This is a genomic window from Nonomuraea sp. B10E15, from assembly GCF_039871615.1.
In the GTDB taxonomy this organism is placed as follows: domain Bacteria; phylum Actinomycetota; class Actinomycetes; order Streptosporangiales; family Streptosporangiaceae; genus Nonomuraea.
The window spans coordinates 1362618-1377515 of the sequence record NZ_JBDPMB010000001.1 but is presented as its reverse complement, the minus strand read 5'-3'; the positions used below and the strand labels follow the sequence as shown (position 1 = coordinate 1377515).

The 14898-nt window shown below is 70.8% G+C and carries 16 protein-coding genes; 12 read left to right on the top strand and 4 right to left on the bottom strand.

Translation table 11 applies throughout. The features are described 5' to 3' along the window. The first annotated feature begins 10 nt into the window (after positions 1–10). From sucB to ABGB14_RS06280, 11 genes are all read left to right on the top strand, one after another. On the top strand, positions 11–1456 hold the full coding sequence (gene sucB / locus ABGB14_RS06330; protein WP_347642585.1) for a 2-oxoglutarate dehydrogenase, E2 component, dihydrolipoamide succinyltransferase: 1446 nt from the start codon (positions 11–13) through the stop codon (positions 1454–1456). 284 nt (positions 1457–1740) lie between these two features. Continuing rightward, complete coding sequence (locus ABGB14_RS06325; protein ID WP_347642584.1) at positions 1741–2634, top strand: TIGR01777 family oxidoreductase; 894 nt, start codon at positions 1741–1743, stop codon at positions 2632–2634. Positions 2635–2676: 42 nt separating this feature from the next. Next, positions 2677–3414, top strand: coding sequence for a peptidase E (locus ABGB14_RS06320; protein ID WP_347642583.1), 738 nt, complete (start codon positions 2677–2679; stop codon positions 3412–3414). 37 nt (positions 3415–3451) lie between these two features. Further along, a complete protein-coding gene (gene lipB, locus ABGB14_RS06315; protein ID WP_347642582.1) occupies positions 3452–4144 on the top strand; it encodes a lipoyl(octanoyl) transferase LipB in 693 nt (230 codons plus the stop codon). Between the two features lie 59 nt (positions 4145–4203). After that, positions 4204–5190 (top strand): hypothetical protein, encoded by a 987-nt coding sequence (locus tag ABGB14_RS06310; protein WP_347642581.1) that lies wholly within the window; start codon positions 4204–4206, stop codon positions 5188–5190. Between the two features lie 52 nt (positions 5191–5242). After that, positions 5243–6172, top strand: a complete 930-nt coding sequence (gene lipA / locus ABGB14_RS06305; protein WP_347642580.1) for a lipoyl synthase — start codon at positions 5243–5245, stop codon at positions 6170–6172. A 454-nt stretch (positions 6173–6626) separates the two neighbouring features. Further along, the gene (locus ABGB14_RS06300) at positions 6627–7586 is read left to right on the top strand and encodes a helix-turn-helix domain-containing protein (RefSeq protein ID WP_347642579.1); all 960 of its coding nucleotides are present in this window, start codon (positions 6627–6629) and stop codon (positions 7584–7586) included. A 107-nt stretch (positions 7587–7693) separates the two neighbouring features. Next, positions 7694–8080 (top strand): VOC family protein, encoded by a 387-nt coding sequence (locus ABGB14_RS06295; protein ID WP_347642578.1) that lies wholly within the window; start codon positions 7694–7696, stop codon positions 8078–8080. Then, the gene (locus tag ABGB14_RS06290) at positions 8056–8868 is read left to right on the top strand and encodes an alpha/beta hydrolase (RefSeq protein WP_347642577.1); all 813 of its coding nucleotides are present in this window, start codon (positions 8056–8058) and stop codon (positions 8866–8868) included. The genes ABGB14_RS06295 and ABGB14_RS06290 overlap by 25 nt, the downstream gene beginning before the upstream one ends. 152 nt (positions 8869–9020) lie before the next feature. Further along, positions 9021–9701 (top strand): DUF4191 domain-containing protein, encoded by a 681-nt coding sequence (locus ABGB14_RS06285; protein ID WP_132595668.1) that lies wholly within the window; start codon positions 9021–9023, stop codon positions 9699–9701. Further along, entirely contained in the window at positions 9701–10465 is a 765-nt protein-coding gene (locus ABGB14_RS06280; RefSeq protein WP_347642576.1) for a methyltransferase domain-containing protein, read from the top strand. Before ABGB14_RS06285 ends, ABGB14_RS06280 begins: the two co-directional genes overlap by 1 nt. Here ABGB14_RS06280 and ABGB14_RS06275 read toward each other — a convergent pair. Genes ABGB14_RS06275 through ABGB14_RS06265 form a run of 3 tightly spaced genes read right to left on the bottom strand, consistent with a single transcriptional unit; the run spans position 10446 to position 12519 of the window. Then, positions 10446–11384 carry a hypothetical protein gene (locus ABGB14_RS06275; protein WP_347642575.1) on the bottom strand — a complete coding sequence of 313 codons (939 nt, stop codon included), beginning with the start codon at positions 11382–11384 and terminating at the stop codon, positions 10446–10448. The two genes, ABGB14_RS06280 and ABGB14_RS06275, sit on opposite strands and share 20 nt — an antisense overlap. Further along, positions 11362–12018 carry a helix-turn-helix domain-containing protein gene (locus tag ABGB14_RS06270; RefSeq protein ID WP_347642574.1) on the bottom strand — a complete coding sequence of 219 codons (657 nt, stop codon included), beginning with the start codon at positions 12016–12018 and terminating at the stop codon, positions 11362–11364. The genes ABGB14_RS06275 and ABGB14_RS06270 overlap by 23 nt, the downstream gene beginning before the upstream one ends. Positions 12019–12057: 39 nt before the next feature. Next, positions 12058–12519, bottom strand: coding sequence for an RDD family protein (locus ABGB14_RS06265; RefSeq protein ID WP_347642573.1), 462 nt, complete (start codon positions 12517–12519; stop codon positions 12058–12060). Between the two features lie 185 nt (positions 12520–12704). Between ABGB14_RS06265 and glnA the strand changes: the two genes are divergently transcribed. After that, a complete protein-coding gene (gene glnA, locus ABGB14_RS06260; protein ID WP_132512635.1) occupies positions 12705–14129 on the top strand; it encodes a type I glutamate--ammonia ligase in 1425 nt (474 codons plus the stop codon). 273 nt (positions 14130–14402) lie between these two features. Here the strand turns inward: glnA and ABGB14_RS06255 are convergent, their stop codons facing one another. Beyond that, a complete protein-coding gene (locus ABGB14_RS06255) occupies positions 14403–14876 on the bottom strand; it encodes a rhodanese-like domain-containing protein (RefSeq protein WP_347642572.1) in 474 nt (157 codons plus the stop codon). Positions 14877–14898: the final 22 nt, after the last annotated feature.

Here is a 14898-nt window from a genome sequence, read left to right as displayed (position 1 = left end):
AAGAATAACGATGCCGGTCTCCGTACAGATGCCCCAGCTCGGCGAGAGCGTGACCGAGGGCACCGTAACCCGTTGGCTGAAGAAGGAGGGCGAGCGCGTCGAGGCTGACGAGCCGCTCCTCGAAGTGTCGACCGACAAGGTCGACACAGAGATCCCGTCGCCGTCCGCGGGCGTCCTCACCAAGATCGTGGTGGCCGAGGACGAGACTGTCGAGGTCGGGGCCGAGCTCGCCGTCATCGACGAGAACGGCCAGGCGGGCGCCACCGCGTCGGCTCCCGAGGCGGCTCCGGCCGCCGAGCCGGCCCCGCAGCCGGCCGCGCAGCCCGAGCCCGAGCCCGCGCCCGCGCCGGCTCCTCCCGCCTCCTCGATCCCGCAGCCGGCTCCGGCGCAGCCCGCCCCGGCTCCGCAGCCCGCCCCGCAGGCGCCCGCGCCGGAGCGGCAGGCGCCGGCCGCCGAGCCCACCCCGATCCCGTCGGGCGACAGCCCTTACGTGACGCCGCTGGTGCGCAAGCTCGCGAACGAGCACGGGGTCGACCTCGACTCGATCACGGGCACCGGCGTCGGTGGCCGCATCCGCAAGCAGGACGTGCTCGAGGCGGCCAAGACGCAGCGCGAGCAGGCCGCCCAGGCCACGCAGGCGCCCGCCGCCGCCCAGCCCGCCGCCGCTCCCGCCCCCGCGGCCCAGGCTCCGGCCGCCGCCGCGGCGCCCGAGCCGGTGGAGGTCGACACGACGCTGCGCGGCCGCACCGAGAAGATGTCGCGCCTGCGCCAGACGATGTCCAAGCGGCTGGTCGAGTCGCTGCAGACGGCGGCGCAGCTCACCACCGTGGTCGAGGTCGACGTCACCAAGATCGCTCGGCTGCGCGAGCAGGCGAAGGCCGACTTCTTCCGCCGCGAGGGCGTCAAGCTGTCGTTCATGCCGTTCTTCGAGATGGCCACCATCGAGGCGCTCAAGCAGCACCCGAAGCTCAACGCGACGATCAACAACGAGACCATGGAGGTCACCTACTTCGACGTCGAGCACCTGGGCATCGCGGTCGACACCGAGCGCGGCCTGATCGCGGCGGTCATCAAGAACGCCGGCGACCTCAACCTCGCCGGGCTCGCCCGCAAGACGGCCGACCTGGCCGAGCGCACGCGCGCCAACAAGGTGACCCCTGACGAGATCACCGGCGGCACGTTCACGCTGACCAACACCGGCAGCCGGGGCGCCCTGTTCGACACGCCGATCCTCAACCAGCCGCAGGTGGGCATGCTCGGCACCGGCGCCGTCGTGAAGCGGCCCGTGGTGATCGACACGCCTGAGGGCGAGGCCATCTCCGTGCGGTCGATGGTCTACCTCGCGCTGACCTACGACCACCGGCTGGTGGACGGCGCCGACGCGGCGCGTTTCCTGACGACGGTCAAGCGCCGTCTCGAGGAGGGCCGCTTCGAGGCCCAGCTCGGGCTCGCGTAGCCGCGGGACGTCGTGACGCCGGGCGGTCCTCACGGGCCGCCCGGCGTTCGCATGTGACGCTGCCCTCGCGTGAAAGGCCGCAGACCGGCACAGGCGTTCGAACGGGCCTCGGACGCGAGAGGGCGACCCACCGGCCGCGACGCGCACGGCTCCTGGCGGGGCACGACGTCGCGAGCGGGGCCCCGCGACAACACGCGGCGTGCCGCCGCCTCCCGCGCCGGGGCCGGGGCGACACGTGCGAGTGGCGGCACGCCGCCGGGAAGGCGGCGGCGTACATTGGGATGATGGCGATCATCGTGACGGGGGCGTCGGGGCTGCTCGGCTCGGCGCTGGTCGAGGCGCTGCGGGCCGAGGGCCGGGAGGTCGTCAGGCTGGTACGCCGGGAGCCCCGCGGAGCCGGTGAGGCCTTCTGGCAACCGCGGGAGCAGGTGATCGACCTGGCCGCGCTCGAGGGCGCCGACGGCGTGGTCCATCTCGCCGGGGCGCCGATCGCCGACCGGCGGTGGAGCGAGGCGTACAAACGGCAACTGGTCACCAGCCGGGTGGAGGGCACCCGGGTGCTCGTCGACGCCCTGCGGGAGCTGGAGGCGCCGCCCAGGGTGCTCCTGTCGGCGTCCGGAGTCGATTTCTACGGCGACACAGGAGATCGGGTGATCGACGAGAGCCAGGGCCGGGGCGAGGGTTTCCTGGCGGACCTGTGCGCGACCTGGGAGGGCGAGGCGGAGCGGGCCCGGGAGGCGGGAATCAGGACCGCGTTCGCGCGTACGGGGCTGGTGCTGAGCCGCCGGGGCGGGGCGCTGGCCAGGATGTTGCCGATCTTCAGGTTGGGGCTGGGGGCGCCGCTCGGGTCGGGGAAGCAGTACTGGTCGTGGATCAGCGTGGACGACTGGGTGGGGGCCGCGCTCCATGTCCTGAAAAATCAGGACGTAGACGGGCCGGTGAACTTCACGTCGCCCTCCCCCGTCACCAACGCCGAGTTCACGAGGGCGCTCGGAAAAGCCCTGCGCAGAAGCACGATGCCGCTCCCCGTGCCGGCGTTCGCGCTGTCCGCGGGGCTCGGCGAGTTCGTCCGCGAGGCGCTGCTCCCCGGCCACCGGATCCTGCCGGCGAAGTTGTCCGCCGCTGACTACCGCTTCGCGCATACCCGTCTCGACGAGGCGCTCAGCACCGTACTCTAGGATGCCGTTCCACTACTTTCAGAACGTCGGGAGAATCTTGACATGAGCCGGTCAGGACAGTCGCACATCCTCGCCATCGGCGGTGGATCGTTCCGCCCGAGCAACCGCCACAACGTCATCGAGGCGAGCCCGCTGCTGCGCTACGGCATCGACCTGACCGGACAGGACCGCCCGAAGCTCGGCCTGGTCGCCACGGCGCTCGGCGACTCGAGCGACTGGCTGCTGAAGATGTACGGCGCCTTCGCCGGGTGGGACGTCGAGCTGAGCCATCTGACGGTGTTCCCGATGCCCAACGTGCCCGATCCCCGGGCCTGGATGCTCGAACAGGACATGATCTACGTCAGCGGCGGCAGCGTCGCCAACCTGATGGCGTTGTGGCGGCTGCACGGCCTGGACGAGGCGTTCGACGAGGCGTGGCGGGCGGGCGTGGTGCTGTCCGGGCAGAGCGCGGGCGCGTTGTGCTGGCACGTCGGGGGCAACACCGACTCCTTCGGCCCGGAGCTGCAGGTGTGGGCCGAGGGCATGGCCCTGCTGCCCTACTCGTGCGGCGTCCACTACGACTCCGACCCCCAGCGCCGCGAGCTGTTGCAGAGGTCGGTGGCCGACGGCGAGCTGCCCGGCGGATACGCCGCCGACGAGGGCGTCGGGCTGCACTACGTGGGCACCGAGTTCATCCAGGCCGTGACCGTCGAGCCGGGCGGCTACGCGTACAAGGTCGAGCACGACGGCGCCGGCGGGGTCAAGGAGGTCAGGATCGAGCCACGGTTGCTGACCCCCTGATTACCCTTCGAAGGTAAGGGAACGGCACAATAGGCTCATGCGCCCCATCCACGGGGACGATCCCCACGCACTCGCCATCGTCCGCCTAGGTGTCGACGTCCCCTACGAGCAGGCCTGGTCGCTGCAGCGCTGGGTGCACGACAAGCGGGTCGCCGGCGAGCTGACCGACACCGTCCTGTTCCTGGAGCACGCGCCGGTCTACACCGCGGGCAAGCGCACCGCCCCGCATGAGCGACCCGCTGACGGCACCCCGGTCATCGACGTCGACCGGGGCGGCCGGCTCACCTGGCACGGCCCCGGGCAGCTCGTCGCCTACCCCATCGTCGCGATCACCGACGTGGTCGCCTACGCCTGCCGCCTCGAAGACGTGATGATCCAGATCTGCGCCGACTTCGGCGTCACGGCCAGGCGCGTGCGGGGACGCGGCGGCGTCTGGGCCGCCGGCGAGCCCAGCCTCGGGCTGCCCGACCGCCAGCTCGGCGCGGTCGGGTTGCGCGTCACGCGCGGCGTCACCATGCACGGTTTCGCCCTCAACTGCGCCAACGACCCGCGCTGGTTCAACCGCATCACGCCGTGCGGCATCCCCGGCGTGGGCGTCTCCTCGCTGTCGGCGGAGACGGGACGCCGCATCGTGGTCGAGGAGGTCTTGCCGATCGCGGAGAAGCGGCTGGCCGAAGCACTCGGCATGGAGCCGTACGACCTGCACGAGGAGGATCTCCTCCGCCGGTAACCGTATCGGCACCTGACCGTGCCGGAAATATGGGCGTATTCCGGCTTAGGCTCGCGCGTGTGACGTCCATCCTGGCTTTTCTCCTCGCGCTCGTGGTGCATCTGCTGACCCTGGCGTTCGTCGCCCTGGGCGGGTGGATCATCCTCAGCCGACCGGACTCCCTGATCGCGTGGTTGTTCGGCGGCGCGAGCGTGACCATCGGGTGGGCGCTGCGGCCACGCCTGGGCGGTGGCCTGCCCGCCGACGCCGAGGTGCTCGACCGGGCCGCGGCTCCTCAGCTGTACGCCGCCGCGGAGCGGGTGGCCGACCGGGTGGGCGTCAAGCGCCCCGCGAAGGTGGCGGTCATGGACCTGGCCACGGACACCCGGTACGTCCGCGCCGGCCTCCTGCGCACCCCCGTCCTGCTGGTCGGCCTGCCGTTGTGGCTGGCGCTGCCGCCGAGGCAGCGGGCCGCCCTGCTGGCCGCGGCGTACGCGCAGGCCCCGACCGGCGGTGAGCTGGTGGTGAACGGCGCCCTGGACACCCTGGCGGCGTGGCATGACGCGCTGCTGGGCGCCGAGCCGCTCCGGGTCAGGGAGGAGGCGCAGACGACGATCGCCGCCTCCTCGCTGGGCGTTCTGGACCATCCGGGGACCACGTACGAGGTGGCGGGCTTCTTCGGCCGCCTGCTCGGCCGGGTGCTGGGCGTGCCGCTGCTGCTGCTGGAGTACACGCTGACCAGGCTGGCGCGCGCCGGCGAGCACCGTGTCCAGGCCCGGCGGCGGACGCTGACGCTGCGGGCCGCCTCCGCCGGGGAGATCGCGGCACTGGAGGAGCTGGCGGCCAAGGGGGGCTATCTGGCGCCGATGCAGGCGGCGGCGCTGCGCGGCGAGAGCGTCACGTCGATCAGGCAGAACGCGCTGGCCAGGTTCCGGCTCACCGACGACGGCGTGCTCGCCTCCGTCCCGCGCTCCGAAGTGCTCGGCGCGCACGAGTCCGAGCGGATCGACGAGGAACTGCTCCTTCACTACACCCGGGCGATCGGCGGGTTCGGCCTGGTCACGTGAGCGCGTACGCCCCCTCGGACGGCGCGGTTCGCGGGAGACGTAAGCTGAGAACGTGACCGTTGCTCCTGAAGGCCGAAAGCTCCTCCGCCTGGAGGTGCGCAACGCCGAAACCCCTATCGAGCGCAAGCCCCCGTGGATCAAGACCAAGCTGAAGACGGGTCCCGAATACACCGAGCTCAAGTCGCTGGTGCGCCGGGAGGGTCTGCACACGGTCTGTGAAGAGGCGGGCTGTCCCAATATCTACGAGTGCTGGGAAGACCGCGAGGCCACCTTCCTGATCGGCGGCGACCAGTGCACGCGCCGCTGCGACTTCTGCCAGATCGACACGGGCAAACCCAAGGAATACGACCGCGACGAGCCCCGCAGGGTGGCCGAGTCCGTCCAGCAGATGGGCCTGCGCTACGCCACCGTCACCGGGGTGGCCCGCGACGACCTGCCCGACGGCGGCGCCTGGCTCTACGCCGAGACCGCGCGCCAGATCCACGCGCTGCTGCCCGGCTGCGGTGTCGAGTTGCTGGTGCCCGACTTCAACGGCGACCGCGACCAGCTGGAGGAGGTCTTCTCCAGCCGGCCCGAGGTGTTCGCGCACAACGTCGAGACGGTGCCGCGGATCTTCAAGCGCATCCGCCCGGCCTTCCGCTACGACCGTTCGCTCCAGGTGATCACGACGGCTCGCGAGGCCGGGCTGGTGACCAAGTCCAACCTGATCCTGGGCATGGGCGAGACGCGCGAGGAGATCACCGAGGCCATGCGCGACCTCCACGCCGCCGGCACCGACCTGCTGACGATCACCCAATACCTCCGGCCGACGCCGCGCCACCACCCGGTGGAGCGGTGGGTCAAGCCGGAGGAGTTCGTCGAGCTGCAGGCCGAGGCCGAGGCCATCGGGTTCGCCGGAGTGCTGTCCGGGCCGCTGGTCCGCTCGTCCTACCGGGCGGGCAGGCTCTACAAGCAGGCCATCCAGGCGCGCCAGACCGCTTGAGCGGCCGGCTGGGCCCCGGGCGCGCACCGCCCGGGGCCCTGCCACGTCTGTGCCGCTCTGCAGTTCCCGCTCTGCCGTGCCCGCTCTGCCGTGCCCGCTCTGCCGTGCCCGCTCTGCCGTGCCCGCTCTGCCGTGCCCGCTCTGCCGTGCCCGCTCTGCCGTGCCCGCTCTGCCGTGCCCGCTCTGCCGTGTTCGTCGGCGTTAGCATGACCTGGGCTGCCCGACGGGAGGATGACGGGCGTGACTCCTCCGCTCCCCGAAGGAGCGGCTTGTCGCCCCGCTTGCGCCGGAGACGACGGCCAAGCCCTGACCGATGCCCGAAAGCACAAGCTCAGTCCTATCCGGAGGTGGCGACAATGTCCGAGGATCTGCCACTGCACGCTCGCGCCTTGGCGGCCCTCCCGCTCCCGATGCCCCCATCGCCCGAAGGCGACGGTCCCTTCAGGCGGCTCTGATGGCCGTGCTGATCAGAACCAGCGACTTACCCGCCAAGAGCCGCCACGAGGCCTGGCGGGCTCTCGTGTGTGACACGCTCGGCCCGCTCGACCTGCGCATCGACCCCGACGCCCCGCTGCGGGGCGAGATGGAGCTCGGCCAGCTCGGCTCCGTGGGGGTCGGCAGGGTTCGCACCTCGACCCCGCACAGCGTTCACCGCACCCCCGGCCTGATCCGCCGCGACAACCCCGACGTCTACCGGGTCGTGCTGGCCGTGTCAGGCAGCCCGCGGATCTCCCAGGACGGCCGGGCCACCCAGCTCCGCCGCGACGAGTTCGCCATCTACGACTTCACCCGCCCGTACGAGCTGGCCTATGACGGGGCGGTGCAGCTCGCGGTGTTCAGCCTGCCGCACGACCTGCTCGCCCTGCCCCCGGGCGCCATGTCCGAGCTGACGGCGCTGCCCATCACGGCGGAGACGGGCGCCGCCGCGCTCGCCGCCCCGCTGCTGCGCAGGGTGGCGTTCGACCTCGAGAGCTACCAGCCGGCCAGCGCCGCCAGGCTGGCGACCGTGGTGCTCGACCTGATCGGCACGGCCGTCGCCGAGCGGATGGAGCAGGCCCAGGCCCTGGCACCCGACACGCGCAGGCGCACGCTGCTGCTGCGCGTCCGCGCCTTCATCGAGGAGCGCCTCGGCCAGGTCGACCTCGACCCGGCCACCGTCGCCGCCGCCCACCACATCTCCGTGCGCTATCTGCACCGGTTGTTCGAGCAGGAGCACACGACGGTGGCCGCCTACATCCGCCAGCGCCGGCTGGAGCGCTGCCGCGCCGACCTGGCCGACGCCGCGATGCGCGACCTGTCCGTGAGCAGCGTCGGAGCCAGGTGGGGCTTGCCCGACTCGGCGCACTTCAGCAGGTTGTTCCGGCGCGCGTACGGGATGCCGCCCGCGGAGTACCGCCGCGCCGGCCTGCTCTGAGCACAGTGCGCTGATCGTCAAGTCGCCTGGCATGCAGATCCAAGACCCGGGAGCCACCGGTCGGCAGACTCGAGGGTGTTCCTCTCCGACGATGAAAGGTCTCGGACATGCAGCTTTTCGTGAACCTCCCGGTCAAGGACCTGGAGCGGTCGAAGGAGTTCTTCACCGGTCTCGGCTTCCAGCTGTTCGGCGCGTCCCCCGACATGGCGTCGGTGATCATCAGTGAGGAGACGCAGGTCATGCTGCTCACCGAACCGGTGTTCGCCCAGTACATCACCAAGGACGTCGGCGACGCCGCCAAGGCCACCGAATCGATCCTGGTGCTCGGCGTGGAGAGCCCGGCGCAGGTGGACGAGCTGGTGGACAAGGCGCTGGCGCTCGGCGCCACGCCCGCGGGCGTGCAGCCGAACGACGGTTTCCGCTACCAGCGCGGCTTCGCCGACCTCGACGGCCACCACTGGGAGGCGTTGTGCCTGCTCCAGCCCGCCGGCTGAGCGGCGAGGCGACCTCGGCGGACGGCACCGCCATCGCCTTCGACCGGTACGGCTCGGGACCCGTCCTCGTCCTGGTCAACGGAGCCTTCACCGACAGGGGGCACGCCACGCTGGCGAGCGTGGCGGCCGCCCTGGCCCCGTGGTTCACGGTCGTCAACTACGACCGCAGGGGCCGCGGCGACAGCGGCGACACCGCGCCGTACGCCGTCGAGCGGGAAGTGGAGGATCTGGCCGCCGTCATCGGCTCGGCGGGCGGCACGGCCATGGTGTTCGGCGGCTCGTCGGGGGCCGCGCTGGCGATCGAGGCGGCGGCCGTGAACCCGGAGATCTCGAAACTGGCCCTGTGGGAGCCGCCGTACCATGTGGACGACAGCGCGCCCCCGCTGCCGGACGACTTCGCGGCGCAGCTCGACGCTCTGGTACGCGCGGGCAGGCGGGGCGAGGCGGTGGAGCGGTTCATGGTGGAGGCCGCCGAGGCGCCGCCCGAGGCCGTCGCCGCGATGCGCGCGCTGCCGTCCTGGGCGCCGATGGAGGCGGTCGCGCACACCCTCGCCTACGAGGCGGCCGTGATGGGGCCGGGCAACCGGCTGCCCGCCGGTCTGGCGGCACTCACCCAGCCGACGCTCGTGCTCAACGGCGAGGCCAGTCCCGCGTGGATGGCTCGGGCGGGGCAGGAGGTGGCGGCGGCGGTACCGGGGGCGGTGCACCGCGTGCTGGAGGGGCAGGCGCACAACGTGGCGCCGGAGGCCCTGGTGCCCGAGCTGCTGGAGTTCTTCGTCGCCGCGTGAGGACGCGCGCCCGGCGTGCGGCGGGCGTGCGGTCGGCGTGCGGTCGGCGTGCGGTCGGCGTGCGGTCGGCGTAGGTCACGATCCAGCTTGGAAGGGACAACGGCCGGGCCGCGTTTTCCATCCCGCACCAGTTGGTTTGTATCCTTCTGAGCATGGCGAAGTCCGAGGACCCAGAGAAGCCGGGGCGCATCAAGCAGCTCCGCATGATCGCGAAGATCATCAAGCAGGCCAATCCCAAGGGGATGCCGATCGTCTTCCTCTCGGCGGTGGGCACGCTGGCCGTGGTCGTCGTGATCGGTCTGGTCACGGACTACCTGTGGTATTCGGTGTTCATCGGCGTGCTGGCCGCGTTCACCGTCGGCCTGGTGGTGTTCGGGCAGCTGGCGCAGAAGGCCCAATACTCGATCCTGCACGGCCAGACGGGCGCCGCGGCGGCGGTGCTGCAGGGCATGCGGGGCAACTGGCAGGTCACCCCGGCCATCGCGGTCAACCGCGACCAGGACCTGATCCATCTCGTGGTCGGCTATCCGGGCGTCGTGCTCGTGTCCGAAGGGCCGGGCAACCGGGTGGCGAAGATGCTGGCGGCCGAGAAGAAGCGGGTCGCGCGGGTGGTGCTGGGCGTCGAGATCTACGACATCCAGTGTGGTGACGGCGAAGGGCAGGTGCCGATCAGCAAGCTGCAGCGCCACATCATGAAGCTGCCGCGCAACCTGAAGAAGCCCTCGGTCAACGAGGTCAAGGACCGCCTGCGGTCGTTGCCGAAGAACATGCCGATGCCCAAGGGGCCGATGCCCAAGGGCGCCCGCATGCCGCGCGGCCCGAAGATGCGCTAGTGCCGTCGGTCTCGTCGCGGGCCAATCGCGGCTGGTGGGACGGCAACGCCGACGACTACCAGGTCGAGCACGGCGGCTTCCTGCGTGACAGCGGGTTCGTGTGGTGTCCGGAAGGCGTGGACGAGGCCGCCGCGCACCTCCTCGGGGAGGTGCGCGGCCGGCGCGTGCTCGAGATCGGCTGCGGTGCGGCGCAGTGCGCCAGGTGGCTGGTGTCGCAGGGGGCCGAGGTCGCCGCGTTCGACATCTCCCACCGCCAGCTGCTCCACGCGAGGCGCATCGACCTCGACACCGGCCTGCGCGTTCCCGTGCTGCAGGCCGACGCCGAGTCGCTGCCGTTCGCCGGGGCGTCCTTCGACCTGGCCTGCTCGGCGTACGGAGCGCTGCCGTTCGTGGCCGATCCCCTCGCCGTGTTCCGCGAGGTGCACAGGGTGCTCAGGCCGGGTGGCCGGTTCGTGTTCTCGGTGAGCCATCCCGTCAGGTGGGCGTTCCCCGACGATCCGGGGCCGCGCGGCCTGACGTCCGACCGGCCCTATTTCGACCGGTCCCCCTACGTGGAGCACGACGAGCACGGCACCGTGACGTACGTCGAGCACCACCGCACGATGGGCGACTGGGTGAATCTGCTGGTGATGTCGGGGTTGACCGTCACCGGGCTGCTGGAGCCCGAATGGCCCGAGGGGCACGAGCGGGTGTGGGGTGGCTGGAGCCCGCTGCGCGGCCGTCACCTCCCGGGCACGGCCATCTTCAGCTGCTCGCGTTCCTAGCGGCCATGGCGTGGAAGACCTCCCTGGGCTCCCACCTCTTCTCGTCGAGCATCCTGACCACGCCGTAGGAGCCGAGGTCGTCCTCGCCGGTCCTGTTGTAGGCGGCGAAGGTGAACCACAGGGCGGTGTCGACGCCTTCCTGCTCGAAGATGTCCATCAGTTCGGTGTAGTAGCGGATCTGCTCCCCCTCGTCGCGCACCGCGCCTTCCGGCACCACCCACGCCGAGCCGCCGCGCTCGCCCGCCCCCCTGTAGGGACAGGTGCCGAACTCGGTGACCGCGACCGGCCTGCCCTGCTTGAAATGTGCGCGCAGCTCGCCGGTGAAGTCGTGCGCGTTGTACGCAGCGCGGTAGGCGTCCACGCCCGCCACGTCGAACGGCGTCCAGTCGACCGGCTCCCACGGCCCGGCGGCGTAGCTCAGCCGGCCGCCGAACAGCGGCCGGACGTGCTCGGCCACCGTCGCCAGGTAGGTGTTGAAGCGCGGCATGACCTGCATGAGCGTCGTCCACCACGTCACGTCGCCGGCCATCATCGTGTCGAGCCGGTCGCGGTAGGTCGCGCCGTCCATGAAGCCGTGGCCGAAGGCGGTGATCTCGCAGCCGGTGACCAGCACCACGTCGCCGCCCGCCCGGCGCAGGGCCTCGGCTCGCCCGGCCGACTCGGCGAAGAGCGCCAGCATCTCGTCCTCCGTCAGGTCCACGGGGAAGGGGGCGAACCAGACCTCCAGGCCGGCCGCCACCGCGTGTTCGGCGGCGGCGGCGATGCGCCCGGGGTCGCGGCCGGAGATGCGGACGGAGTCGCAGCGCAGGTCGCGGGCGATGGCGCGCATGTCGCGCTCGACGTCTTCGAGGTCGAACGACTTGCGGCTCAGGTCGTCACCCGGGAGGAACCCGGTGTCATAGTTGATGCCCTTTTTCATGTTTCTCCTCGTCCGTGTGCGTCAGCCCGTGCTCCAGGAGGTCGAAGGCCACCTCGACGTCTGCGGCCAGCCGCCTGGCCGCCTCCTCCAGCGGCGCGCCCGCGGCGAGCCGCTGGAAGAAGACCTCCTGGAGGGTGGTGATGGCGGCGGTGATCTGCGCGGCCATCAGGTGCGCCGTCAGATCCGGCTCTCCGTCGCCGGCGAGGGCCGCGGCCAGTTCGTGGCGCTGGCCCATCTGGACTCCGTGCACCGCGGCCAGCAGGGCGGGGCTGGACGAGATCACGCGGATCCTGGTGATCAGCGTCTGGACGTCCAGGTCTTTCGCGACCGGCACGGCCGTCGCCCCGTAGTGCGCGCGCAGGGCCCCGATCGGCGAGCACCCCTGGGGGCGGCCGGTCACGACGGCGGCCATGTCGTCCTGCACACCGTCGGTGACCAGGCACTCCTTGGTGGGGAAATAGCTGAACAGCGTCACCTTGGCGACGCCGGCCGCCTCGGCGATCTCGTTGACGGTCACCTGGTCGTAACCGCGCTCGTCGAACAGCCGCAGCGCCACCTGGGAGATGCGCCGGCGCGTCTGCTCCTTCTTCCGCTCCCTGAGCCCCGCCATCATCATGCGGACAGCGTAAACCATACCGGGTTCATTTTCGAACCCGGTATGGTTTTTTCTCACTTACATGCGGACGACCATCGTGTTGGACACGCGGTCGTGCACCCCGCGGTGGTCGCGGTCCCAGATCAGGGCCGGCAGGGCCAGGGCGAGCAGCACGGTGCGCACCACCACGGGCAGCAGCCGCGGATTCCCGCCGTCCATCGCGGCGACCCTGATGCCCGCCAGGCGGTGCCCGAACGTCTGCCCCATGAGCCCGACCAGGATCAGATATTGCACGGCGAAGGCGAGCACCGGCGCCCACGGCGACTCCGCCGGGTTCATCCGGAACAACAACTGCACGACGACCCACGTGCAGATCATCCAGTCGATGACGAGCGCGGCGATCCTGCGACCCCAGCCGGCGATCGACCCGCTGCCCTCCTCGGGCAGCCCGAGGCGCTCCCCCGGATATCCCAGATCGACCCCGGCGGAGCGGAGCCCGCCCAGCCACGTCTGCGTCCACCGAGGTTCCTTGCCGCTCATGAAGTCAACGGTAGCCGCCCGATGAGGCGGTCCGCTTCGTGACCCGGCCGCATCGGCCGGCTGGGAACGTGAGGCGTCGCAGCTCACGTGACCCCGCGTAACACGTGCGAAACAGTCGGGACACCGGACGGAAACGGCCGAGTTCTAGCGTCGGCATGATGGCCAGTCCCCAGGGAGGTTCGAGAGTGTTCAACTCCGCCGACGACGTCCTGAAGTTCATCAGTGACGAAGGGGTGCAGTTCGTCGATGTCAGGTTCACCGACCTGCCGGGGACGACTCACCACTTCACCTTCCCGGTAGAGAACTTCAGTGCGAGCGTCTTCACCGACGGGCTCATGTTCGACGGATCGTCGATCCGTGGATTCCAGGCGATCCACGAGTCCGACATGCTGCTGCTGCCCGACCCGGCCAGCGCCGTGGTCGACCCGTTCCGCCAGCACAAGACGCTCAATATCAACTTCTTCGTGCACGACCCGCTGACCGGCGAGGCCTACAGCCGTGACCCGCGCAACGTCGCGCGCAAGGCCGAGGAATATCTCAAGGGCACCGGCATCGCCGACACGGTCTATTTCGGGCCCGAGGCCGAGTTCTACATCTTCGACGACGTGCGCTTCGAGACGCGCCAGAACGCCGGCTACTACTACATCGACTCCATCGAGGGCGCCTGGAACACCGGCAAGGCGACCGAGGGCGGCAACCTCGGTTACAAGCCGCGTTACAAGGGCGGCTATTTCCCGGTGCCGCCGATGGACCACTTCACCGACCTGCGCTCGGAGATGGTGCGCAACCTCATCGAGTGCGGCATCGACGTCGAGATGCAGCACCACGAGGTCGGCACGGCCGGTCAGGCGGAGATCGACTTCAAGTTCGGGACGCTGCTCAAGACCGCTGACAACCTGATGCTGTACAAGTACATCATCAAGAGCACGGCGCTCGAATACGGCCACACGGTCACGTTCATGCCCAAGCCGATCTTCGGCGACAACGGCTCCGGCATGCACTGCCACCAGTCGCTGTGGAAGGACGGCTCGCCGCTCTTCTACGACGAGGTCGGCTACGCGGGCCTGTCCGACACCGCCCGCTACTACATCGGCGGCCTGCTCAAGCACGCGCCGTCGCTGCTGGCCTTCACCAACCCGACGGTCAACTCCTACCACCGTCTGGTGCCCGGCTACGAGGCCCCGGTCAACCTGGTCTACTCCCAGCGCAACCGTTCGGCCTGCGTCCGGATCCCGATCACGGGCTCCAACCCGAAGGCCAAGCGCATCGAGTTCCGGGTGCCCGACCCGTCGTGCAACCCCTACTTCGCGTTCTCGGCGATGCTGATGGCCGGCGTCGACGGCATCCGCAACAAGATCGAGCCGCCGGAGCCGGTCGACAAGGACCTCTACGAGCTGCCGCCGGAGGAGGCCCGCCAGGTGCCGCAGGTGCCGGGCTCGCTCACCGACGTGCTCAACGCGCTGGAGGACGACCACGACTACCTTCTCGAGGGCGGCGTGTTCACGCCCGACCTGATCGAGACGTGGGTGGCGTACAAGCGCGAGAACGAGGTCGACCCGATCCGGCTGCGCCCGCACCCGCACGAGTTCGAGCTCTACTACGACGTGTGACGGTGCGGTTCCCCGGCCCCGGCGACCTGTCTCATGACGGTCGCCGAGCTGGAGAAACCGTTCTCGTCCTTGCTCGTTGTTCCCGGTCCTCACCGTCCTCTGGCGGCACGGGACCGGAGCGGAACGGCCCGGCATCGCCTCGTGATGCCGGGCCGTTCCGGCACGTGAACGGCCCCCCGAACCGTCCAGGCTCGTCCGGTGGAGCGTCTGTTTCGGCACCCGGACGCCCGATGCGGCGGGACGAGCGTCACGAGCGGTTCCCGGTCGGCGCCGTCAGCAGGCGCAGGTGGCGGAGCCTGCCGGGGCGGTCAGCGGATCGGGTGCGCGGCGCTCGGCGCCGGTCGTGGTGCCGACGGGAAAACCCTCGCGGATCCAGTACTCGATGCCGCCGATCATCTCCTTGACGCGGTAGCCGAGCATGGCGAGGGCGAGTGCCGCGCGGGTGGCCCCGTCACAGCCCGGCCCCCAGCAGTAGGTGATCACTGGAACCGCGGGGTCGAGCAGGCCGGCCGCGCGGGCCGGGATGTGGCCGGTGGGCAGGTGTACGGCGCCCGGCACGTGGCCCTGCCTCCAGCCGTCGGCGGACCGCGAGTCGATCAGGACGAACCCTGGGTCTCCTGACTCGAGCGAGGCATGAACGTCGGAGACGTCGGCCTGGTAGGTGAGGCGTGCGGTGAAGAAGGCGGTGGCGTCCGCCGGAGCCGCGGGCGGCACCCGGAGGGCCGGACTGGTGAACGGGGTGGTCATGGCCACGACGATATGAGCCCCG